At 68.5% G+C, this 21,208-nt stretch carries 17 protein-coding genes and 1 pseudogene; 4 read left to right on the plus strand and 14 right to left on the minus strand.

Translation table 11 applies throughout. The annotated features are described in order from the left end of the window. Positions 1-206 precede the first annotated feature (206 nt). The 10 genes from LZC94_38405 to LZC94_38450 all read right to left on the minus strand — a co-directional run bounded on the left by LZC94_38405 (position 207) and on the right by LZC94_38450 (position 12,101). Positions 207-2,699: a S1 RNA-binding domain-containing protein gene (locus LZC94_38405; GenBank protein WXB13696.1), complete on the minus strand. Its 2,493-nt coding sequence runs from the start codon at positions 2,697-2,699 to the stop codon at positions 207-209. 73 nt (positions 2,700-2,772) lie between these two features. After that, complete coding sequence (locus tag LZC94_38410; GenBank protein ID WXB13697.1) at positions 2,773-4,398, minus strand: 1-acyl-sn-glycerol-3-phosphate acyltransferase; 1,626 nt, start codon at positions 4,396-4,398, stop codon at positions 2,773-2,775. A gap of 10 nt (positions 4,399-4,408) precedes the next feature. After that, positions 4,409-5,158, minus strand: a complete 750-nt coding sequence (locus LZC94_38415) for a creatininase family protein (protein ID WXB13698.1) — start codon at positions 5,156-5,158, stop codon at positions 4,409-4,411. Beyond that, complete coding sequence (locus tag LZC94_38420; GenBank protein ID WXB13699.1) at positions 5,155-6,852, minus strand: AMP-binding protein; 1,698 nt, start codon at positions 6,850-6,852, stop codon at positions 5,155-5,157. Before LZC94_38420 ends, LZC94_38415 begins: the two co-directional genes overlap by 4 nt. Before the next feature lie 10 nt (positions 6,853-6,862). Next, positions 6,863-8,290, minus strand: a complete 1,428-nt coding sequence (locus LZC94_38425; protein ID WXB13700.1) for an NADH:flavin oxidoreductase — start codon at positions 8,288-8,290, stop codon at positions 6,863-6,865. Further along, positions 8,287-9,435 (minus strand): acyl-CoA dehydrogenase, encoded by a 1,149-nt coding sequence (locus LZC94_38430; GenBank protein ID WXB13701.1) that lies wholly within the window; start codon positions 9,433-9,435, stop codon positions 8,287-8,289. Before LZC94_38430 ends, LZC94_38425 begins: the two co-directional genes overlap by 4 nt. 10 nt (positions 9,436-9,445) lie before the next feature. Next, positions 9,446-10,270 (minus strand): enoyl-CoA hydratase family protein, encoded by an 825-nt coding sequence (locus LZC94_38435; GenBank protein WXB13702.1) that lies wholly within the window; start codon positions 10,268-10,270, stop codon positions 9,446-9,448. A gap of 9 nt (positions 10,271-10,279) precedes the next feature. Further along, positions 10,280-10,831: a MarR family transcriptional regulator gene (locus tag LZC94_38440; protein ID WXB13703.1), complete on the minus strand. Its 552-nt coding sequence runs from the start codon at positions 10,829-10,831 to the stop codon at positions 10,280-10,282. 19 nt (positions 10,832-10,850) lie between these two features. Then, positions 10,851-11,255, minus strand: a complete 405-nt coding sequence (locus tag LZC94_38445) for a RidA family protein (protein ID WXB13704.1) — start codon at positions 11,253-11,255, stop codon at positions 10,851-10,853. A gap of 195 nt (positions 11,256-11,450) precedes the next feature. After that, positions 11,451-12,101, minus strand: a complete 651-nt coding sequence (locus LZC94_38450) for a hypothetical protein (GenBank protein ID WXB13705.1) — start codon at positions 12,099-12,101, stop codon at positions 11,451-11,453. A gap of 48 nt (positions 12,102-12,149) precedes the next feature. On the opposite strand from LZC94_38450, the gene LZC94_38455 reads away from it, so the two are divergent. After that, positions 12,150-13,187, plus strand: coding sequence for a threonylcarbamoyl-AMP synthase (locus LZC94_38455; GenBank protein ID WXB13706.1), 1,038 nt, complete (start codon positions 12,150-12,152; stop codon positions 13,185-13,187). A gap of 27 nt (positions 13,188-13,214) precedes the next feature. Here the strand turns inward: LZC94_38455 and LZC94_38460 are convergent, their stop codons facing one another. The 4 genes and pseudogenes from LZC94_38460 to LZC94_38475 form a co-directional block, all read right to left on the minus strand. Beyond that, the gene (locus tag LZC94_38460) at positions 13,215-14,465 is read right to left on the minus strand and encodes an ABC transporter permease (GenBank protein ID WXB13707.1); all 1,251 of its coding nucleotides are present in this window, start codon (positions 14,463-14,465) and stop codon (positions 13,215-13,217) included. Further along, on the minus strand, positions 14,462-15,682 hold the full coding sequence (locus LZC94_38465; protein ID WXB13708.1) for an ABC transporter permease: 1,221 nt from the start codon (positions 15,680-15,682) through the stop codon (positions 14,462-14,464). Before LZC94_38465 ends, LZC94_38460 begins: the two co-directional genes overlap by 4 nt. 533 nt (positions 15,683-16,215) lie before the next feature. Beyond that, a pseudogene (locus tag LZC94_38470) lies at positions 16,216-16,935 on the minus strand (ABC transporter ATP-binding protein). Between the two features lie 56 nt (positions 16,936-16,991). Further along, complete coding sequence (locus LZC94_38475) at positions 16,992-18,260, minus strand: efflux RND transporter periplasmic adaptor subunit (protein ID WXB13709.1); 1,269 nt, start codon at positions 18,258-18,260, stop codon at positions 16,992-16,994. Positions 18,261-18,713: 453 nt separating this feature from the next. On the opposite strand from LZC94_38475, the gene LZC94_38480 reads away from it, so the two are divergent. The 3 genes from LZC94_38480 (at position 18,714) to LZC94_38490 (ending at position 21,164) form a co-directional block, all read left to right on the plus strand. Beyond that, the gene (locus LZC94_38480) at positions 18,714-19,307 is read left to right on the plus strand and encodes a sigma-70 family RNA polymerase sigma factor (GenBank protein WXB13710.1); all 594 of its coding nucleotides are present in this window, start codon (positions 18,714-18,716) and stop codon (positions 19,305-19,307) included. Next, entirely contained in the window at positions 19,304-20,899 is a 1,596-nt protein-coding gene (locus tag LZC94_38485) for a hypothetical protein (GenBank protein WXB13711.1), read from the plus strand. The genes LZC94_38480 and LZC94_38485 overlap by 4 nt, the downstream gene beginning before the upstream one ends. 106 nt (positions 20,900-21,005) lie before the next feature. Then, the gene (locus tag LZC94_38490) at positions 21,006-21,164 is read left to right on the plus strand and encodes a hypothetical protein (protein ID WXB13712.1); all 159 of its coding nucleotides are present in this window, start codon (positions 21,006-21,008) and stop codon (positions 21,162-21,164) included. Positions 21,165-21,208: the final 44 nt, after the last annotated feature.

Raw genomic sequence — 21,208 nt, forward strand, 5'->3', positions numbered from 1 at the left:
CTCCGAAGACGTCCAAAACCTCGGACCGACCGAAAAACCTCCGGAGACGTCCGAAACCTCGAGGCCGACCGAAAACCTCCGGAGACGTCCGATAAACCCCGGCACCGAACCGACACCCCACCCCCCCTTGGGGCGAAGCCCCAAAAAAGAAAAACACCCCGGACGACGAACGCCCGGGGTGCCTCACGCACAGAGCTGCGCAGCTGTTACTTCTGCGTCGGACCGCGCTTGGCGAGCAAGTCGGCAAACGTACCGAACTTGGCCTCGCGTTTGACCTGCTGACGGTACTGTTGGTACGCGCTGCGCTCCGTCTCTTCCTGCATGGCGCGGATCGAGAGCTTGATCTCGGAGCGCTTCGGGTCCATCTCGATCACCTTGGCATCGAGGGTGTGACCCGGCGGGAAGGCCTTTCGCAGATCGGTACCGCGCGGGGTGCCCGTGCCGCCGGCGGGGATGAAGCCGCGGGCGTGACGGCCCGTTGCGCCGAGCACGCGCACGGTGAGACCGCCGGTTTCGATCGAGACGACCTGCACCTTGACGACTTTGTGTAGCTGGACCCGCTGCGGTGCTTCGTCCGCCGCGGGGCCGCTCGGAGCCGGGTGCAGACCGATGCGGTGCGAGCCCGGATCGAGCGAGGCGACGACGACCTCGATGGGATCGCCCACGTTGACGACGTCGCTCGGGTGCTCGATGCGCTTGATCGAAAGATCCGCCGTGTGAATGAGCCCGTCGACCCCCGGCTCCAGCTCGACGAACGCGCCGAACGGCTGCAAGCGCACGATCTTGCCGGTGTGCCGCGTGCCGAACGCGTACTTCTCGGCCACCGCCAGCCACGGATCGGGGATGGTCGCCCTGCGCGAGAGCCAGACCTTCCCCTTTTCGTCGACCCGAAGGATCTTCACGTCGACGGTGGCGCCCACCTTGAAGACGTCGGACGGGGTGTCGCCGCGGTTGTGGCTCATCTCCGTGAGCGGCACCAGACCTTCGACGCCGCCAATGTCGATGAAGGCGCCGAACTGAACGACGCTGCGAACCACACCCGGAACGACCGATCCCGGCGTGATCTTCGCCAGGGCCGCCTCGCGCGTCACCTTCGCCTCGGCCTCGAGCAGCGCGCGGCGTGAGAGCACCACGTCGCGTCCGCGCTTGCCGTACTGGGTAACGAAGAAGGGCAAACGCCGCCCGACGAGCGGGTGCAGATCGGCGCCGAGGCGCAGATCCATGTGCGAGCCGGGGGCGAAGGCGCGAACGCCGTCGACATCGACCTCGACACCACCCTTGATGACGCCCGTCACCAAGCCGAAAATTTCGTTCTTTTGCTTGTACGCGGCCGCCACCGTCGGCTTGGCCTTCGACGCGCGCTTCGGATGGTGCGTGAGCACCACCAGCCCGCCGCGGCCGCCGTCGTTGTGCACGACGCCGACGAACGGTGCGCCCGGCTCCAGCACGACCCGCGGTAGCTGAACGACGCCCGCAGCCAACGGCTCCGCCGCAGCAGCCTCGACGCCCTCCGCCTGCGCCTCGGGCGTACCTTCACCCGATCCGGCCGACTCCGCCGATTCGACCGGCGCCGCCTCGGCTTCACCGCCCGAGGCCACGTCGCTCGCCTCGGCCGCCGCAACCGGCGCCTCGGCTTGCCCATTGGCCAGGGTCTCGGCTCCCGCCGTCTCCTCGTCCTTCGGGCGAGCCTGCACGATGCGGCGGTGCGGAAGACCCTCGGCGTCCGTACCAAGGTCGCCTGCTTCCAGGCTTCCATTGGTCAGCTCTCCCGCCTGAGAAGCCGGAGAAGCTTGAGACGCCTCGGAACCCGCGTCGGTCGCCGCCGGGGTGGCCTCACCGACCGTCGCCAAGCTCTTGGCGCGCTCCTCGGCCTCCTTGGCATGGCTGGCCGCAGCGGCAGCCTCCGCCGCGTCGGGATCGCGACCCGAGATGATCGCCTCCGCGCGTGCTTCGGCGCGGCGCGACTCTTCCTCGAGCTGATCGGCGACGTCCTCGGGCAAAAGGAGCTCGAGCTTGTCGAAGATTGCTCGGCCCTTGCCGGAGAGGTCGACGAAGATGGCGTCCTCGCCCACGTCGAGGATCTTGCCGAAGACCACGTCGCCCACGTTGAACGCGGGGCGCTCGCGGGCCTCTTTGGCAGGCCGCTGGTCTTTCTTCGGCTTCTTCTTTTTGTCCTTGGAAGCCTTGGCCCCTTTGCCCTCGGCGTCCGCCGAAGCGCCGCCCTCGGCGTTCCCAGGAACAGAAGCAGAAGCTTCGGACTCGGACGCCTCGGCGCCCTCGCCTTCTTCGCCCTCTTCCTGAGCTTCCGCCCCGGGCGTGCCCGCGGTGGCTTGCGCCCCCGCACCGGACTTCTTCCGGCGGCGGCGACGGCGCTTTTTCTTTTCCGGCCCGCCAGTGGCAGCGCCGGCCTCGCCCGAGGCTGCGGCTTCGCCACCGGTACCCGTATCGGGACTGGTGCTTTCGCCAGCAGCAGGGGTCGAAGCCTCCTCGTGCGCGTTCGACTCCCCGCGGCCTTCGGTCGGCCCGGGGGAAGCTACTTGCGCCTCACCGGAAGCAGGGAGGTGACTAGTCGGGGCATCGTTCGGCGAAGCCGATGACGATTCGAGAGAATGCGTACTCGCGTTCACTTTGGGTGCGCTCGAGATATCAGTTGGGGGCTTTCCCGTCGATGACGGGTCGGACGAATCGATCGGGTTCACAGCGAAGCCTCTATCCAGAAGGGCGAGCACCATAGCGCACCGCCACGCATCGGCCTAGTACCGTCCGTGGCGATCATGCAATGGCCGCAGCTTTGCGCGTCGCACTGGGGCTCACACCCGATGGAGCGATGAGGTCCGCGGCGAGCCCATGAGCGGCAAGGCGATTCTGGTAGTAAAAGAGCAAACGGGTATCTGCCAAGACGAGATCGCTTCCTCGCGGGGTAATGACTTCGTTGGCGTGGTATCCGGAGAACGCCCGGAGCGCCTCGGCCAGGATAGCCTCTCCATCGGCGCCGCGCACCGTGGGGGCCAGTACAATTTCGCTTCGATCGGCCATTTTTTGAACCTCTGCGAGGAGCTTGTCCAGATCGCGGGCCATCTCCTCGCGCGGAACGACCACGTCATCCTTGTGGCGGAGCAGCGCAAATATGTCTGCTTTGCCCGAGATCGACCGCAGCTTTTCGAAAGCTACGGCCGCCACCAGATGCGTCGCCATCACCACCGTATCGCGTTTGTAGGCCTCGCAGATGGCCTCGCCCAGCTCCCTCGTGTACTCCGCGTCGCGCGCGGGGTCGTGCAAAGGACGGTCGTTTGCATCATACACATATGTCTTGGCGTCGACCCCGCGGCCGCGCGCATCGACGCTGCGCCCGAGCTCATCCACTGTATTGCCGAAGCAGTCCATGGGTCGTGAAAAGCGAATGACGCAGCTGGCGTCCATCTTCAATAGCTTTTGCATGAAGGCGGCAATTCGACCCAGGCGCGTCGACTCGTCGTCGTCGATGATGTAGCGCGATTTGCCTTCCTCTTGGAGAAAGTCGTCGATGAGGGTCTCCGCCTCGAGGGTCAGCAGGTAATTGATGGTGGCCGGAATGAAAAAAACCGGCTGCAACCGACCACGCTCCGCCGACCGAGCAAAGGCCTCGATGCCGGTCCCGGCGAGGCCGAGCTTGAGTTTTCGCTCCACACCACCCGACCGCGAACGCGTCCCGCCCGGGAAAAAAAGACTGTGGTATCCGCGCTCCAGCAGCACGCACGAGTACGTCTTCAGTACATCCTTGTAGAGTGCATGCTTCAATCGGCGGTCGACGCGGTAGGCGCCGAGGTTGTGCATGAAAAAGCTGAGGACGGGGTTGGTGAAGAGGTTCTTCCCGGCGCCGTAGGTCGCGGGCGGGAGCTGCGAGCGCTCGAGCGCAAAGCCGAAGACCACCGAATCGAGATTCGACAAATGCGTTGGGACGAAGACCAACGTGCCAATGCGCGAGAGCGCGCGAATGTGAGAAACCGGCCCTTCGACCAGAATTCGCCCATCGAGCGCGCTCAGATCGCCCACATGGGCCAATTGGCGAATGGCCGTGCGCGGATTGAGGAGCGCGCCCAAAACCGGCACCGTGGCCCGCGAAACGACCTTGTAAACGCGCGGGTCGAAGTTCCCGGCCACGTCCCATGCGTGGCGGCGCGCGAGCTCCTCGAGCCTTCCGCGTTGTTGGTCCGTCGTCCAGCGACCGAGGGAGTGCGCGAGCGCGCGCCACTCGGCCAACTCATCGCCCCCGCCCGAGGCGCTGAGGCGCCGGATCTCATGGTATGCCGCGTCATTGAGGGCAAAGAGCGGGTCCCGGGCGGACTCGCACACACGCTTCACGACTTCATCGACGATGGTCGAGCGGGCAGCGTTGAACCCCATGAGCGGCGTCTGCATGCCCGAGACTCTACCGATTAAGCGCGTCTTTGACCTCGCCTACAATCATCGCGACGAGTTTTTCGTAGAGGACATTGCCCTCGTCGGCCGTCGCCTCGTGCGGCGTCCCCGTGTAGGCTCGTGCGATCCCCATCTCGGCAAACGAGGATTTTCCCGCGCGAATGCCGTCGGCGAGGCTGATGGGCACGGGCGGCAGCGCAGCCGCCGAAGCGCGCACCGCCCCTGCGTCGGCGGCCAAGATCAGCGACGTTTCGTACCGGCCGGCGTGGCAATCGCCCCGTTTGAACTCCTCCGACAAAGTTCGCGCCCAGCGGCGCGTGAGGGGGCACGCCACGGAGGCGCTCCCCTCGGGCAACGCGGCCAGCGCGGCGCGCACCGCTGTGTCGTGGGCGGGCTCGAGGTGGTTGTTCACGAAGCAAACGTGCGAAAAGCCGTCGTCCAGGACGGATCGCGCGATGGCCTCGAGGTAGGCGGTGAGCACCGGGGCGGGGATGGAGAGCGCACCGGCAAAGCCGCGCGCGTAGTCGGTGACCCCGTAAGGGACGCTGGGCGCCACATACGCGGCGATCCCTTCGTCTCGCAGGACCGCCGCCGCCCGGTGCGCGGCCTCTTCGCTGATGATGGTGTCGGTGGCGAGCGGCAGGTGCGGGCCGTGGGGCTCGACGCTGCCCACGGGCACCAGCACGCAGCTGCGCGCATGGCCTCGCGCGGCGGAGGCTTCCTCGGTCGTAAGCTCGGCGAGGCGAACGGGATGCGTCATGGGGCTCTGCGGGCGGCCTCGATGGCGCGGAGCGCTTTGCGGTCGACTTTGCCGCGGTCGTTCTTGGGGACGTCGGCGACGAACTCGATGATGCGCGGGTATTTGTGCTTGGAGAGGCGGCCTTTGGCCAGCTCCTGAAGCTGGTCGGCGAGCTCCTTCGACGCGGGAACGCCGTCGCGCACCACGATGAACGCCTTCGTCTTGGTGAGCCCGTCCTCCTCCACCCCGATGACGGCGGCCAAGGCCACGGCGGGGTGGTGCATCAGACACTCCTCCACCTCGATGGGCGAGACCCAGAGGCCGCTCACCTTGAGGAGCTCGTCGGCGCGGCCGGCGAAGTACAGGTAGCCCTCTTCGTCGACCCGAAAGAGATCGCCGGTCTTGCACCAATGGCCATGAAAGGTGCGAAAGCTTTTGTCGCGGTCGAGGAAGTACCCGAGCGAGACGCTGTCGCCCTTCACCCAGAGCACGCCGATTTCACCGGGCTCGCAGGGGGTGGCGCCGGGGCCCTCGGCCTCCTCCGGCAAGATGCGGAGCTCGTAGCCTTCCACGACCTTGCCGAGCGATCCGGGCTTGATGTCGCCCGGGCGATTCGAGGCATAGATGTGGAACATCTCCGCCGAGCCGATGCCGTCGTAGACGTCGCTGTGGAAGCGCTCGAGCCAGCGGGTCAGGAGGGGCTCGGGGAGCGCCTCGCCGGCCGAGAGGGAGAAGCGGATGCTCGACAGGTCGAGGCCGGGTTTTCCCTCTTTGCGGAGCACCGCGTCGTGCTCGAGCAATTTGCCGAGCATGGTGGGAACGTTGGTGACGATGGTCGGCCGGTACATGCCGATGGCGCGCACCAAGCTTTCAGGGGTGGGACGCTCGCTGAAGAGGCCAACCGTCGCGCCCACGGCAAAGGGGAACATGAGGTTCGTCCCCGTGGCGTAGCCGAAATAGAGGCGCGAGACGCTCACCGTGACATCGCCCTGCTGGTAGCCCACCGTTCTCTTGGCGTACACCTCGGTGTTGAACGCAAAATCCCGATGCGTGTGCATGTTCGCCTTGGGCTCCCCCGTCGATCCGCTCGTGAAGAGCCAGATCGCGGGCTCGTCGCGCGCCACGAGGGGGAACGAGGCGCGGACCTCGACGCGGTCGAGGGCGGGCGCGAGCTCGAGGATCGGCGGCAGCGCCGGGACCGGCGGCGGGTTGGTGGCGAACGCCACGGTCTCGGGATCGTCGCCCGTCGCCGCATCAGGCACCACGAACACACGTCTCAGCTCGGGAAAAAGAGCGCCACCGGCTCCCCCACCCGGGTCTGCCCCGTCCGCGGGACCCGAGAAGAGACCCGCCGCGACCTTCGGCACGGTGACCACCGCGGTGGCCCGCGTGTAGCGGACGAGGTACGCGATCTGCTCGATCGGCGAATCCGGGTTCGCCATGGCGACGACGCAGGCGGCGCGCAAGGTGCCGAAGAAGACCCACGCAAAGGGCGGAACGTCGGGCAAAACGATGAGCACGCGCTCGCCGCGCCGGATGTCCGACTCCATCAGGAGCGACGCCATTTGGTGGGTGCGCTCGGCTACGCGCGCATACGTGTACGCGCGCTCGCCGAAGCGAAGGGCCACCTTGTCGCCGAGGCCCTCGGCCAGGCGATCGAACAGGTAGTAGTCCGCCAAGTTGAACACACTGGGAAACGCCGGTGCATCACCCATGCAAGCCTCCTCACGAAAGAACCGCACGCACGGTGGGGCTCATCGGACCATGATTCCCGGCCAGATCGTAAGGCCGAATCGCATACCGATAGACTTGGCCCCCGAGCACCCGGGCATCCTCGTAGCGGGTGGAGCTGCCGCGCACGCTGGCGTGATGCTGCAAGATGCCATCGCCCTCGGCGCGCATCACCTGGTAGCCGTAGACGCCCTCGTTGTCGGTCGCCGCCTTCCAGCGAAGGAGCACCCGCCCATTGTTGCATTCTGCACGCAAATCGGGCCCCGCCGCCGCCCACACGGGCGGCACCACATCGCGGCTCTCGGGGGCGCGCCCCAGCGCCTTGGGCCACAGGGTGCACGTCACGCGCCGGAAATTCTCGTCGAGCGCCTTGCACACGTTGCCATAGACGCAGCGCACCACCGTGTCCTCGCGCCCCTCGCGCCACTTGCGCGGAAGGTCGGGATCGGCGAGCAGCGCGCGCGCCATGCCCACGAGATCGCCTTTTTCGTGCGCGATCACGCGCTCGGCCAGCTCGCGCGTCGGGATCTTGCCGGCGGCGATCACCGGGGTCGTCAGCCCCGCGTTGCGCACGGCGGCGCGCACCGCCTCGGCGATGTAGAGGTTTGCGCCGTCCGGGTACTGATTGCCAGGCATGCATCGATCGCCGGAGTAACCGGTGTACGGATAGAGCGGCTCGCCCGGGATGGGCCGCGCATCTTCGAATTTGCCGCCCGCCGAGAGCGACAAGTAGTCCGCCCCCGCGCCCGCCAGGCGAATGGCGATGGGGCCCGCGTCGAGCACCGTGTAGCCGTTGCGGATGCACTCCTCGCCGAGGAAGCGCACGCCCACGGGAAAATCGGCGCCCACCAGGCTCCGCACCCGCTCGAGCACGCGCAGCGGCACGCGCAAACGGTTCTCCAGGGTGCCGCCGTACTCGTCGCGGCGCGGATTGACGCGCGAGAGGAACGACGAGAGCGTGTAGGCGTGCGCCATGTGCAGCTCGACCCCGTCGAAGCCGCATTCGCGCGCCCGCACCGCGGCCAAGCCGTAGGCGTCGACGATGGCGTCGATGTCCGCGTGCGAGAGCATGTCTACCGTCTGCCGCCATCCGGAGCGCGAAATCTTCAGAAAATGGATGATCTGCGGCACGATCTTGCTCGGCCCCGCGTCGTGGCACATGCGCGCCAGCTCCGACAGACCCGGCATGAACTCGTCCGTGCCGATGCGAAGCAACGGGCCGCTCTTGGCGTTGTGAACGGCCATGGCCTCCACCACGATGAGCCCCACCTCGCCCTTGGCGAAGCGCACGTAGCGCGTCTTGATGTCGTCGTTGACGATCCCGTCTTCGCCCGAGAGGCGCGTGACCATGGCCGGGAGCACCAGCCGATTCGCCAGGACCATCGAGCGAATCGGGAACGGCTCGAACAGGACCGAGCTCATGACCCCTCGCTGGCCTTGGCGAGGCTCGAGCCGATGATGAGCTTCTGAATCTCCGTGGTGCCCTCGTAAATGCGCAAGGCGCGGATCTCGCGGTAGAGGCGCTCGACGACGGAGCCCAGCACCACGCCGAGGCCACCGTGGAGCTGCACGGCGCGGTCGATGATGCGCTGCGCGGCCTCGGTCGCGAACATCTTGGCCATGGCCACCGCCGTGTCGCCCGCGCGCGCGCCTTGGGTTTCGTCCTTGAGCCACGCCGCGCGGATCACGAGCAGGCGGGCCGCGTCGAGCTCCGTGGCCATTTCGGCCAGCGCGGCTTGCGTCAGCTGAAAATCGGCGAGCCTTTGCCCGAACTGCCGGCGCGTGCGCACGTGCGCCAAGGTTTCATCGAGCGCGCGCGACGCCATGCCCACCGCCGCGGCCCCCACCGAGGTGCGGAAGACGCCGAGGGTGCCGAGCGCCAGGCGCATCCCATGCCCCACCTCGCCGATCAGCGCGCCCTCCGGCACCCGGCAGTCGCGCATCACCAGCCGCCCCAACGGATGATCGACGCTCATCGGGACCTGCGCGAGCTCGAGGCCTCGCGCGCCGGCGTCGACCAAAAAGGCGCTGATGCCCTTCTTCGACCCCGCGGGATCGGCGTTGGCGAACACCACGTAGTGCCGGGCGATGCCCACGTTGGAGATGAACACCTTCTCCCCATCGAGCCGCCAGCCGCCGCCGTCGTCTTTGCGCGCCGTGGACCGCATCGACGCCACATCGCTCCCCGCCTCCGGCTCGGTGAGCGCAAACGCCGCGACCCTCGCCCCGGACACGACATCGTCGAGGATGCGCTCGCGCCCCGCGAAGCCCGGGGTGAGCACCAGCGGATACGAGCCCAGGCCCTGCACGGCGAAGATGGAGTCCGCCAGCGGCGAGCGGTAGCCCAGCGACTCGCGCACGATGCACAAGGATCGCACGCTCACCGCGCGCCCGGCAGGCGGCGCCAGATGCGCCAGGTACCCCGTTTTTCCCAGGTACGGAATGACCTCGCCCGGGGTGTGCAGCGCGGGTGCATCCCGCTCGACGAAGTCGGCGTAGCAGCGCTGCCCGAGCGCCGTGTGCTCGGGCGAGAAGAACGGCGTCAGGTCGAAGGTGGATGGCTTCACGAGGGCCTCGCTAACTTTTTTGCCAAGGCTTGCTGGCGCCCGCAAAGGTGGGCGGCGCTTTCTTCTGCCACGCCTCGAAGGCGGTGCGGAAGTCGGGGTGCTGCATGCAGATGGCCTGCACCTGCGCCTCGGCTTCGATGGCCGCGTCGAGGGCCATGGTGTGCTCGCTCTCGAGCATCTGCTTCGTCATGCCGTGCGCGAACGCAGGGCCGGACGCGAGCCGCAGCGCCAGCTTTCGCGCCTCGGCCACGCAGTCTTCGGCCGGCACCACGCGGTTGGCGAGGCCGATGCGCAGCGCGTGCTCGGCGCCGATGATGTCGCCCGTGAAGAGCAGCTCGCTCGCGTGCCCCAGGCCGACCACGCGCGGGAGCAGGTACGCCGCGCCCATGTCGGCGCCGCACAAGCCGACCTGCGGAAAGATGAAGCCGAACTTGGCCTTCTCGCTGCAGATGCGCACGTCGCACGCGAGCGCGATCACCGCGCCCGCGCCCACGGCGACCCCGTTCACGGCCGCGATCACGGGCCGGCGCAGCTTGCGGATGTTGGCGATGAGGCGCCCGGTGGCGCGGGTGAAGGCCACCAGGCCTTGCATGTCGCGCGCGAAGAGCTCTCCGATGATGTCCTCCACGTCGCCGCCGGAGCAGAAGGCGCGGCCGGCGCCGGTGAGCACCACGCTTCGAACTTCGTCGTGCGCGTTCATGACCTCGAGCGTGTCGCCGAGCTCGCGGTACACGTCGAAGGTGAGCGAGTTGAGTCGGTCCGGACGCGACAGGGTCAGGGTGGCTACGCCGTCTTCGAGCGCGTAATGGAAGGTCTCGGGTGCGATGGCGTGCATGGTGGTGCTCTAATCCTTCGAGCCGTTCTTGGGCTCGCGCGATTCGGCCCGCTCGGCGGCGCGGGAGGAGGTGGCCAGCGACTGGCGCAGTTTCCCCAGGAGGCGGCGCATCTCGCGCCGCTCGCTCGGGTCGAGCGCGGAGAGGAGCTCCCCCACGTGCTCGGCGTGCATGGGGACGAGCTCGGAGACCAGCTCCCGCCCTTTGCGCGTGAGGAACACGCGCGAGAGGCGGCGATCGCTCGGGTCGGCGCGGCGCACGACCACGCCATCGCGCTCGGCGCGATCGACCAGGCCGGTCAGGTTCCCCGCGGTGACCAGCAAGCGGCGGCTGAGGGAGGCCAGGGTCTGCCCGTCTTCGCGTTCGAGGTTCGCGAGCAGATCGAAGCGCGGCAAGGTGATCTGCCCATCGAGCCGCCGCCGGATCTCGACGAGCATGCGATTGTGGCAGTCGAGGAGCCGCACCCAAAGGCTCACGTCCCGCGCGGACCGCAACCTCGCTTTGCTGGTGCGCAGGCCATGGGATGGGGGCAGCTTGGGGGCGGAGACGGCGGCGGTGCTCATGCGAAAGCGCGCCTCGGTCTCAGCGTGGAAGCGAGGCGATACCTTCGATTTCGACGAGCGCACCCGGCTCGAGCAGGCCTGCCACCTTCACCAGGCTCATCGCCGGGTAGTAGTTCCCCATGCGCGCGCGCCAGCCATCGCCGATGGCCGTGCGCGCGGCGCGGTAGGCATCCAGATCGGTGACGAAGGCCAGGAGCTTCACGATGTGCTCCGTGCCGCCGCCGGCCTCGCGCACCACCGCGATCACGTTGTCGAGGGCTTGCAGAAACTGCACGGCAAAGTCGGGGCTCACGATGTGCGCGTCGGAGTCCCAGCCGATTTGGCCCGAGACGAAGAGCAGCTTTCCTTCGGCGACGATGCCGTTCGCATAGCCACGCGGCTTGGGAAAATGCGTGGGCGTAACTACTTTGCGTCCTTCGCTCATGACGTCCACCTCGTGCCTTCGACTGTCGATGCCGCACGCATTTCCGCGTACGATGTCCGTTTCAGCATGGTTCCGGCGCACAGCCACGCCCGGCTTGATGGGCGTTGCGGTACGGCTGGTACCGGCTCAGCGCTCGCTGACGAGCAGTGCTAAAAGGTATAGATGTAAAGGATTGCCGCGACAAGCCATCGAAGCTCAATCGCTCCAGATCTGAACCGCGTAAGCGCCCTCGCCTGAACCGACGCTCACCGTGACCTGGGCGTCGTCGTTCGCTTTGAAACAGAGGGCGCCGTCCTCGGGGGCGGCCACGCGTGCCTCTTCCGTGCGCGACTCCCAGACCACCGCACCGGCCGAGTCGGTCACCACCACCACGAGATTCTTCACCGCGGGCGCAGCGGCTGCATACACCCGGTAACAGCGCCCCGATTCAGCCTTGAGCTTGATGCTCTGCGCGGGCGCCCCCTGCGCTTGCGTACCCGACACGGGCGCACCCGCCGGATGCATCTTGTCGCTGCACGCTTTGGCGAGCCTTTGCAGCTGCCCCGCGGGATCCGAGGCGGGGGCCGGGGAGGCGAAGGCGTCGCGGCAAGCCGGGGTGCCCGAGGATGGCAGCGGCTTTTTCTCCGCCTTTTGCGAGCCATAGCGAAACGGCGGCGGCATCGGCGCCATGGGCACATTGGAGGGGACGAAGGGGAGCGCGCTCGGGGGAGCGGCCGCCGTCTTCGCCCCCGCGTCCGCGACGGGGGGCGCGGGGCTGGCGGCTCCTTTTGGCTCGCCACCGCAGGCCACCATCCCGAGCCCAGCGACCGCGGTCATGGTGAACATGGCGAACGGCACCGCACGCATGGTCTCCCTCGTAGCACACACCCGAGTCGAAAGTGCTAAGAGGCACGCGTGACCGATCGCAAATCGCAGAAGCCCGAGGTCCGGGTCCTCGATACGGCGCACCCCGATCCGGTGGATATCGCCGCGGCGGTGCGCGTCCTGCAGGACGGCGGTCTGGTGGCCTTCCCCACCGAGACGGTGTACGGCCTCGGCGCGCGCGGGCTCGATCGCAGCGCCGTCGCCAAGGTGTTCGAGGCCAAAGGCCGCCCGCGAAGCCACCCGCTCATTCTGCACGTGCTCGGCGAGGACGAGGCCCGCTCGCTCGCGGTCGGTTGGAACGAGCGCGCCACCCGGCTGGCGCAGGCCTTTTGGCCCGGGCCTCTGACCTTGGTCGTGGGGCGCGCCGAGCATGTTCCGGCAGAGGTGGCCGGCGGGGGCGAGAGCATCGCGCTGCGCGCGCCGGTGCACCCGATCGCGCGGGCGCTCATTGCTCGATTGGGCGAGCCCATCGCCGCCCCCAGCGCGAACCGCTACCAAACCATTTCGCCCACCACCGCCGCCCACGTGGTGAAATCCCTGGGCGCCGCGGTCGATCTGGTGCTCGACGGCGGCGCCTGCATCGGCGGCATCGAGTCCACGGTGATCGACGTGCGCGGCCCGCGCACGCGCTTGCTGCGCCCGGGCGGCATCGATCTCCCCACCCTGCGCGCCGTGGTCGGCGCCATCGACGTGGCGACGCCTTCGACGGCGGATGCCGCGGGCGACGCCCCCCGCCCCTCCCCCGGCATGGACGCGCGCCACTACGCGCCGCGCGGGCGCGTGATCCTCGCCACCGGGATGAACGAGGTGGAGCGCATCGCCATCGCGCATCGCGAGTCGGGCCGCGACGTGGCCATCGTCGCCTATTCGGCGCCTACCCCGGCGACTCCGCCGCTGCGCGTGCACACGCTCCCCCACGATCCCAAGGGCTACGAGCGCGCGCTCTTCACCACGCTCCACCTCTGCGACGACGAAGGCACCCACGTGATCGTCGTCGAATCCCCGCCGCACGACGATGAGCGCTGGCTGGCGGTGCACGACCGCCTCCGCCGCGCCGCTTCGACTTGACGTCGCGCCGGGCGTGCGCCCATCGGCTCACTCGTGGCGGAGCGCGTCGATCGGATCCAGCTTGGCCGCGCGGCGGGCGGGGAAGAAGCCAAACGCGATGCCGATGACGGCGCTCACGATGAGGCTGATCGCCAGCGACACGCCGCTCACGCTCATGGACCAACCCAGCGCGTGCCCGATGCCGGCGACGCACACCGCGCCGACCGCCGCGCCGGCGACGCCCCCGAGGAAGGAGAGCACCACCGCCTCCACCAGGAACTGCAGCAAGATGTCGCCCTCGCGCGCGCCGATGGCCATGCGGATGCCGATCTCGCGCGTTCGCTCGGTGACGCTGACCAGCATGATGTTCATGATGCCGATGCCGCCCACGAGGAGGCTGATCGCGGCCGCCGCGACGAGCAGCACGGTGAGCACCGTGAAGATCGTCTGCTGCACCTCTTGAATCTCCTTTTGCGTGTGCATCTCGAAGTCGGGCTCCGCGCCCTCGTGGAGGCGGTGGCGCTGGCGGAGCACGCTGGTGATCTGCTCGACCGCGCGATCCGTCGTCTCGGCCGACGTCGCCGTGAGGGTCATCGAGTGCACGGTGCCCGGCGCCATGCGGGCGAAGCGCGAACGCACCCCGCCGAGCGGGGTCACCACGATGTCGTCTTGATCGCCGCCGAAGAGATCGCCCTTTCCATCGAGCACCCCCGTGATGCGGTAAGGGTAATTGCCGATGCGAATCACCTGCCCCACCGGATCTTGGCTCCCGAAGAGGCGCGTCTTCACGGTCTGACCGAGGATGCACACCTTGGCCTTGAGCAGCGCATCGCCGTCGCTCCACATGGCGCCGGCGGCGAAGGTCCAGCGGTGCACCGCGAACCACTCCGAGGTGACGCCCATCACCTGCGTGGAGTAGCTGCTGTCGCCGTTGAAGACCTGCACCCGCGTGGCGATGGTCGGCGAGACGCGGGCCACGCTGGTCGACTCGCGCACGATGGCGCGCGCGTCCTCCTCCGTGAGCCGGCCCGTGACGGTGCGGCTGCGCGCGCCCGAGGCCGAGGTGCTGCGCGGGAAGAGGAAGATCAGGTTCGAGCCCAAGGTGTCGAGCTGGCGCGAGACGGCGTCGCGCGCGCCCGCCCCCAGCGACGTGACGATGACCACCGCCGCCACGCCGATGAGGATGCCGAGCACCGTGAGGGTCGCGCGCATGGCGTTGCGGCGGATGGCGCGCAAGGCCAGGCGGATGGGGACCAGGGCGCGGCCGAGCGGGCGCGTGATGGGGAGCAGGAGCTTCATTCCGTCCGCAGCGCGTCGATGGGATCCATCTTCGCCGCCCTCCGCGCGGGCAGATATCCGAAGACGATGCCGATGGTGGAGCTGGTGAGCAGCGCCACCGTGAGCGCGATCCCGCTGGGGACCACCCGCCAGTCCAGCGCGAACCCCAAGCCGAACGCCGCCAGCATGCCGAGCGCGATGCCCGCCACGCCGCCGATGGAGCTGAGCACCACCGCCTCCACCAGAAATTGCGTGAGGATGTCGCCCTCGCGCGCGCCGATGGACATGCGAATCCCAATCTCGCGCGTTCGCTCGGAGACGCTCACCAGCATGATGTTCATCACCCCCACCCCGCCCACGATGAGGCTCACCCCCGCCACCCCCAAGAGGAGCGCCGAGAGCACCGCGGCGATGGCGCCCTCCGTGCGACGGAACTCGTCCTGCGAGCCGATGCGGAAGTCATCCTCCGCCAGCTGCGGGAGGCGGTGCCGCTGACGGAGGATGTCCGTGATCTGCCGGATCGCGCGATCGGTGGTCTCCTCCGAGGTGGCGCTGGCGATGATGGTGTCCACCTTGCCGCCGTACGTGAACGACACGCGCGATCGGTAGCTGCCGACCGGCATGATGATGCGATCGTCTTGGTCATCGCCAAAGGGCGAGTTGCCCTTGGGCGCCAAGAGCCCGATGACCCGATACGGCGCGCGGCCGATGCGGATGATGCGGCCCACGGGATCCTCGCCGCGAAAGAGCTTGTTCGCGACCGTGCGACCGACGAGGCACACCTTGGTCTTGAGGAGCTCGTCCGAGTCCGTCCACAGCTGGCCGCGCTCCACCGTGAATTTTCGGACCTTGAAGTACGGCAGGGTGGTGCCCACGATCTGCGTGGCCACGTTTTGATCGGCGTACACCACCTGCGCGATGGTGCCGCTGAACGGGGCCACGCCGTTGACGCTCACCGCCTCGCGGTCGATGGCGCGGATATCGGTGTCGGTGAGGCGCGTGTTCGTGCGGCGCTGGCCCGCGTGCTGCGAGGGGCGCGCGCTGATGAAGATGGCGTTGCTCGCGAAGCTGTCGAGCTGGCCGCCCACCTTTTCGCTGGCGGCCGTGGCCAGCGCGGTCACCGTGACCACCGCGGAGACGCCGATGAGGATGCCGAGCACCGTGAGCGCCGAGCGCGTCTTGTTGCGCGCGAGGGCGCTCAGCGCGAGGCGAAAGGCGTTGAGGAACATGCGGTTCATGGCGCGGAGGCGCGGCGCGGACGGCCGGCGACGTACCTCTGGAAGAAGCCCGACCCGAAGAAGGTGAGCAGAAGGTAACGAAGCAGCGCCAGGGCGAGCACGAACAGGAGCAAGGCGAGCGCGATGCCCCAGGGCAGCCGCCCCGGCGCGACCCACGCATCGAAGCTCGACGCCGGGAGGGTGGGAAACACCAGCCAACCCGCGAGGAACGCGATCACCGCCGTGGTGATCAAGGTGTACACGAGCGCCAGGCGCGCGCGCTGATCGGCCGCGAGCGGATGCCCGAGCACCTTCGCCCCCCGGCGCGCGCCCCACCACGCCTCGCCTACGAACCCGAGGAGCACGGGGATGGTCGCGCCCACCGCGCCGAGCACCACCGCGTCGTAGAGCAACCCCACCAGCGCCCCCAGCGCGAGCCCGCCGGCCATCGCGAACCCCGCCGACCGGGGCACGGGCCCGCCTCGAAGCACGTGACCATGCGCCGCGTCGCTGTCGGCCGCGCGATCCCCTCCGGCGCTCGCCTCCTGGGGCGGGGGCAGCTGGGCCAGCGCGGCGGCGGCGTCGATGGGCTCGTCCTGGCGCGTATCGCTCTCGATGCGCCCATCGCGCACCACGATCACGCGCGACGCGCAGGCCGCGATGTCGTGCTCGTGGGTGACCAAGCAAATGGTGATGCCGCGCTCGCGGTTGAGGCGCTGCAGGAGCGCGAGCACCTCGTAGCTGGTGCGCGTATCGAGGTTGCCCGTGGGCTCGTCGGCCAAGAGGAGCGGCGGATCGGTCACCAGCGCCCGCGCGATGGCCACGCGCTGCTGCTGGCCGCCGGAGAGCTGGTTCGGTGTATGATACATACGTTCGGCCAAGTTCACCGCTTCGAGGGCGCGCGTGGCCCGCACGCGCCGCTCGCCGGCGGGGACGCCGCGGTACTGCAGCGGGAGCTCCACGTTCTCGAGGGCGGTGGTGCGCGAGAGCAGGTTGAAGCCCTGGAAGATGAAGCCGATGAGCCGGTTGCGCACGATGGCGCGGCCATCGTTGGTCCGCCCGCCCACGTCGAGGCCACCGAGGCTGTAGGTGCCTCGCGTGGGCCGATCGAGGCAGCCGAGGATGTTCATCATCGTCGACTTGCCGGAGCCGCTGGTGCCCACGATGGCCACGAACTCCCCGCGCGCGATGGAGACGCTCACGTCGCGCAGCGCGCGCACGAGCCCCGCCTCCGAGCGGTACTCCTTGGAGACGCGGGTCAGCTCGATGAGCACCTCGGACGAGGCGGGCGCCGGATGGTCCGCGCCGTTCGCCCCCGTGCGCGTCTCCACTAGAAGGGGCCCTTCTTCTTCGAGTGATCCAGCTCGTCGGTCACCACCTTGGTGTCGGCCGGGAGCGAGGGGTCCGTGATCTCCGTCACGATGCCGTCGCTCGCGCCGATGGTGACGACCTTGGGCTCGGCCTTTTCCTCACCCGGCTTGTCGTTGGTCACCACGTACACGCGCCCCGTCCCCTTGGCCAGCGGTGGATCCGGCGGCTGCAAGATGGGCTTGTTGTCCGGGCCGAGCGGCGGCGAGGGACGGTAGCGAAGCGCGGAGTTGGGGATGCGCACCACGCCTTTGGCCTCGCGCGTGCGGATGGTGATGGTCGCCGTCATGCCGGGGCGGAGCTTCTCCTCGGGGTTGGCCACCTCGACCACCGCCGAGTAGGTCACGACGCCGGCTTGGTTGTTCGGGCTGAAACGAACCTGCTGCACGATGCCGCGAAACAGCTCGCCCGGGAAGGCGTCGACCACCGCGTCGGCCTCCATTTGCTCTTTGAGCCGGCCCACGTCGGCTTCGTCCACGTCCGCCAAGACGCGCATGCGCCGCAGATCCTGGGCGATGACGAACAGCTTGGGGGCCGTGAAGCTCGCGTTCACCATGGCGCCGGGATCGGTGGAGCGCGTGACCACGATGCCGTCCACCGGCGAGTAGATCTTCGTGTAGCCCACGTTGGTCTTGGAGGCTTTGAGCTGCGCCTCGAACGATCCGACGGAGGCCTTCGCGGCTTCGGCCGTGGCCTTCGCGGCCTGGTACGTGCCGCGCGCGGTGTCGAGGGTGGCGCGGCTGGCGAGGCTCTGCTGGTAGAGCCTCTCGGCGCGCTCGTAGGCGAGACGGGCCGCCTCGGCGTTCGCGCGGGCGCTGGCGACTTGGGCGCGCTGGGCGGCGAGGTTTGCCTGCCCTTGGTTCACGGTGGTGCCGTACACCGTGGAGTCGATCTCCGCGAGCGGGTCGCCTTTCTTCACCTGCGAGTTGAAGTCGACGAACACGTTGGTGACCCTGCCGTTCACCTGCGCGCCCACGTCGACTTGAAGAACCGGCTGCACGGCGCCCGTGGCCTGCACCTTCTCGATCACGTCCCCCACCGAGGCGGTCGCCGTCACGTACTTCGCGGGCGGGAGAGGTCGATGCTTGGCGCGCCAGACCAAACCGCCCGTGATGGCGACCACGACCACCCCGGCGATGATGCCGCGCCGAAGCCAAAGCCGGCCACCTTCCTCGGCGGCCAGGGTTCGTCGGAGTTCGTCGGTTACGGCGGGCGTCGTCGAGTCATTCACGGCGGGCGTCGTTGAATTGTTCATGAAACGTCTTTCGAAGCGACCGAATCTAAGGGCGGATCCCGGGGGAAAGTAGGGCGGCCTAGCTCAAGGGTAACTGACACCACCTACAGGGGGGCCTACACGAGGGGTGGGTGCCGTACCGATGCAATATTGTTCACTCGAAGCGCCTGATTTATTTCATTTTGGTGAAGAAACCTTTGGTTCGCTTCGAACACCGGCGAATCCAAGCGGCGAGCCCGACCTGCCCACCTCGCCCGACCCTGGCGACGCAATATCCTCGCCATCCAAAGACCTGGTGCTTCCCTTTGTCGAAGGGGCGTGTCCGCGTTATCGTTTTGTAATCCGATCAACGAGATTCCGCGCGATCCACCACGAAATGATTGGGGCTTTCGCTCCCGGTCGTCCTTGGCGGCTCGCAACGGCTCGGCGATTCTGAGCTCCCGACAACGCATGGCCAAGCCCACCGACCGAGATCTCGTCGAGCGCGCCCGCGAAGGCGACGTGGGTGCATTTGGGCAACTGGTGCGCCGTCATCAGCAGCGCATCCATCGGCTCGCGGTTCACATGCTGCGCGATGAGAGCGAGGCGGAGGACGTCACCCAGGAGACCTTCGTGCGCGCCTACCACGCGCTGAGCCGGTTCGACGGGCGAAGCGAGCCATACACCTGGTTTTACCGCATCGCCGTAAACCTCTCGCTCAACGCCCTTCGCTCCCGGCGGACCTCCCGCATCAGCGGCGACTCGATGGACCCGCGCCTCGAAGGCGTGATGACGGAACGACGACCGAGCGCTATGGCCGATCCCCCCGGGGACGCGGCCCGCAAGGAGCTGTACAGCGCCCTTTGTGAAGGCATCGATACGTTGAGCGATACGCTTCGCACCACCTTGATCCTGGTGTGCATCGATGGCCGCTCGCACGAAGACGCCGCCGTCATCCTTGGGGCGCCGGAGGGCACCATCGCGTGGCGCGTGCACGAGGCGCGCCGGAAGCTGCGCGAATACATGGCCTCTCGGGGCTTCGATATCGCGGGAGAGGTGGCGTGACAGCCGGCAAAATGGGCGGCGTCGACGACGCCGCAATTGCCGAGGCTTTGGCGGAGTGGCCGAGTCCCGTTCGCACATCGGCCTCGTGGGAGGCGGCCGCCCAGCGTTTGCTCGCGCAAATCGCCGATCCCGTGTCCAAGTCGAGCCTCACCGCGCCGGCCTGGCAAGAGACCATCGCCCATGCCGCGAGCCGGCACGAGCGGCGCGAGAGCGCGGTCGAAGCGTCCTCGGACGAGCGCGCGTCCCAGAGACCCGACAGCACCTTCGCATCGTCGGACGATTTCGACGCCGACTGGGATGACGCGGTCGATGCGGTCGTCCCGCCGCCCGACGATGATGCGCTCTTTTTGCCCCCGCTGCCGCGAGCCGAGGGTGAGCCGGAGGAGTTGGACGAGCAGCACGTGCTCGCGGCCAACGACATTCCGGAGCGCCGCTCGGGCAGCGTATCGCCACCGATGGCCGGGCGCTCCGAGAGCGATGTCACGGCGGAGACGTCCATCGAGGCGCCCATTTCCATGCGCCGCCCCTCCGTGCGCCCGAGCGCGCCCGGGGCCATGGCCGCGCCGGAGTCGCGCACAGCGCCGGAGTCGCGCGTCGCGGCGGCGTTGCCCGCGTCGTTGGAGCCCGCGCCGTTGGAGCTCGCGTCGTTCGAGCTCGCGCCAAGGGAACCCGTCCTGGAGCCCGCGCCATCGCCGGAACCCGTCCTGGAACGCGCCGCCGTTCCGCCGCCGGAGGCCGGCGCGTTTGGCGAAGAAGCGGTCACGGCGGAGACGTCGATGGCCGTTTACGAATCGCCGCTGGCCTCGCCCGGCGCGGTGGCGACGGCCTCGAGCCTGGTGCCGCCGCCCATCTCGAGCCCCATGTCGGAGGCGGCTCCCTCGACCTCGAGCTCACCCCAGGCAACGCAGAAACGGCGCGCTCTGTTGTGGGGCGGGCTTGCGGCGATGGCAGCCGCCGCGGGCATGGTCGTCTGGATGAAGAACGCAGCGCCGGCGGCCGACGAAGCTCGACTCTCGGCGCCCAGCCCGGTGGCCGAGCCGGAGGCGACCAGCTCCGCGCTCGCATCCATGGCCCCCGCGGCGGCCACGCCGGAGCCCGCGATGTCCGTGCCGATCTTCGATCGCGCCCCGCCGGGGACCGCGGAAAACGCGGGCAACGCCAGCAGCACGGTGCCGGAGGAGAAGCCCCCGGCGCGCGCGTCGAAACGGCCCGCGCGCAGGTTCCTCACCGCGCCGAGCAAGCCGAAGAAAGACGACATTCTCAAGGCGCCCCCGGACTCGAGCGCGATGCGCATCGCCGCCGCGCCGAGCGATACCGCTGGGGGCGTGCCGCAACGGCCGGCCAACGGCGCGGTTCAGGGCGCGCTGAGCTTGGTGCTCCCGAAAGCACGAGCTTGCCTGCGCCGCGACGAGGGTATCTCGCGCGCCACCCTCATTTTCGACTCGAGCGGCGCCGTGCGAAGCGTGAGCATCACGGGCGCCTCCGTTGGAAAACCGGCCGAGGGCTGCATCCGAACCGCGCTGCGGCAGATGAAGCTGCCTCCCTTCGCCGAGCCTAAATTTTCGGCCATCGTCACGGTTCGTCCGCCGTAATGCAGCAGGTACGCAGCGGGTACGGGCGGCGGTTTTGACCGGGGTTGACAGAAGCGACGCAAAAAATCATAGTGCGCCGCCTATTTCACGAGAGGGTTACTTCCCCATGGTTTCGTCAACACAGCAGTTCGCGCGCATTCGTAAGCGCAAGGCGACCACCAACGGCAAGCGGAACAAGCGCGAGCGCCGTGCGCTCGGCACCCCGAAGTTCGCGGTCCATCCGGAAGGATACGACCCGAAGGCGGCCGACGCGAAGCCGTCCTGAGCGCTTGACCGCTTGACCGCTTGACCGCCTTCTTTCGCTGGCGC

It is taken from the genome of Sorangiineae bacterium MSr11954 (assembly GCA_037157815.1).
Taxonomy (GTDB): domain Bacteria; phylum Myxococcota_A; class Polyangia; order Polyangiales; family Polyangiaceae; genus Pendulispora; species Pendulispora albinea.

Excerpts from the sequence above, each read along its gene's own strand:
- LZC94_38410 (WXB13697.1), bottom strand. The coding sequence starts at position 4,398 with ATGCAGACGCCGCTCATGGGGTTCAACGCTGCCCGCTCGACCATCGTC.
- LZC94_38415 (WXB13698.1), bottom strand. The coding sequence starts at position 5,158 with ATGACGCATCCCGTTCGCCTCGCCGAGCTTACGACCGAGGAAGCCTCC.
- LZC94_38420 (WXB13699.1), bottom strand. The coding sequence starts at position 6,852 with ATGGGTGATGCACCGGCGTTTCCCAGTGTGTTCAACTTGGCGGACTAC.
- LZC94_38425 (WXB13700.1), bottom strand. The coding sequence starts at position 8,290 with ATGAGCTCGGTCCTGTTCGAGCCGTTCCCGATTCGCTCGATGGTCCTG.
- LZC94_38435 (WXB13702.1), bottom strand. The coding sequence starts at position 10,270 with ATGCACGCCATCGCACCCGAGACCTTCCATTACGCGCTCGAAGACGGC.
- LZC94_38440 (WXB13703.1), bottom strand. The coding sequence starts at position 10,831 with ATGAGCACCGCCGCCGTCTCCGCCCCCAAGCTGCCCCCATCCCATGGC.
- LZC94_38445 (WXB13704.1), bottom strand. The coding sequence starts at position 11,255 with ATGAGCGAAGGACGCAAAGTAGTTACGCCCACGCATTTTCCCAAGCCG.
- LZC94_38450 (WXB13705.1), bottom strand. The coding sequence starts at position 12,101 with ATGCGTGCGGTGCCGTTCGCCATGTTCACCATGACCGCGGTCGCTGGG.
- LZC94_38460 (WXB13707.1), bottom strand. The coding sequence starts at position 14,465 with ATGAAGCTCCTGCTCCCCATCACGCGCCCGCTCGGCCGCGCCCTGGTC.
- LZC94_38465 (WXB13708.1), bottom strand. The coding sequence starts at position 15,682 with ATGAACCGCATGTTCCTCAACGCCTTTCGCCTCGCGCTGAGCGCCCTC.
- LZC94_38480 (WXB13710.1), top strand. The coding sequence starts at position 18,714 with ATGGCCAAGCCCACCGACCGAGATCTCGTCGAGCGCGCCCGCGAAGGC.
- LZC94_38490 (WXB13712.1), top strand. The coding sequence starts at position 21,006 with ATGGTTTCGTCAACACAGCAGTTCGCGCGCATTCGTAAGCGCAAGGCG.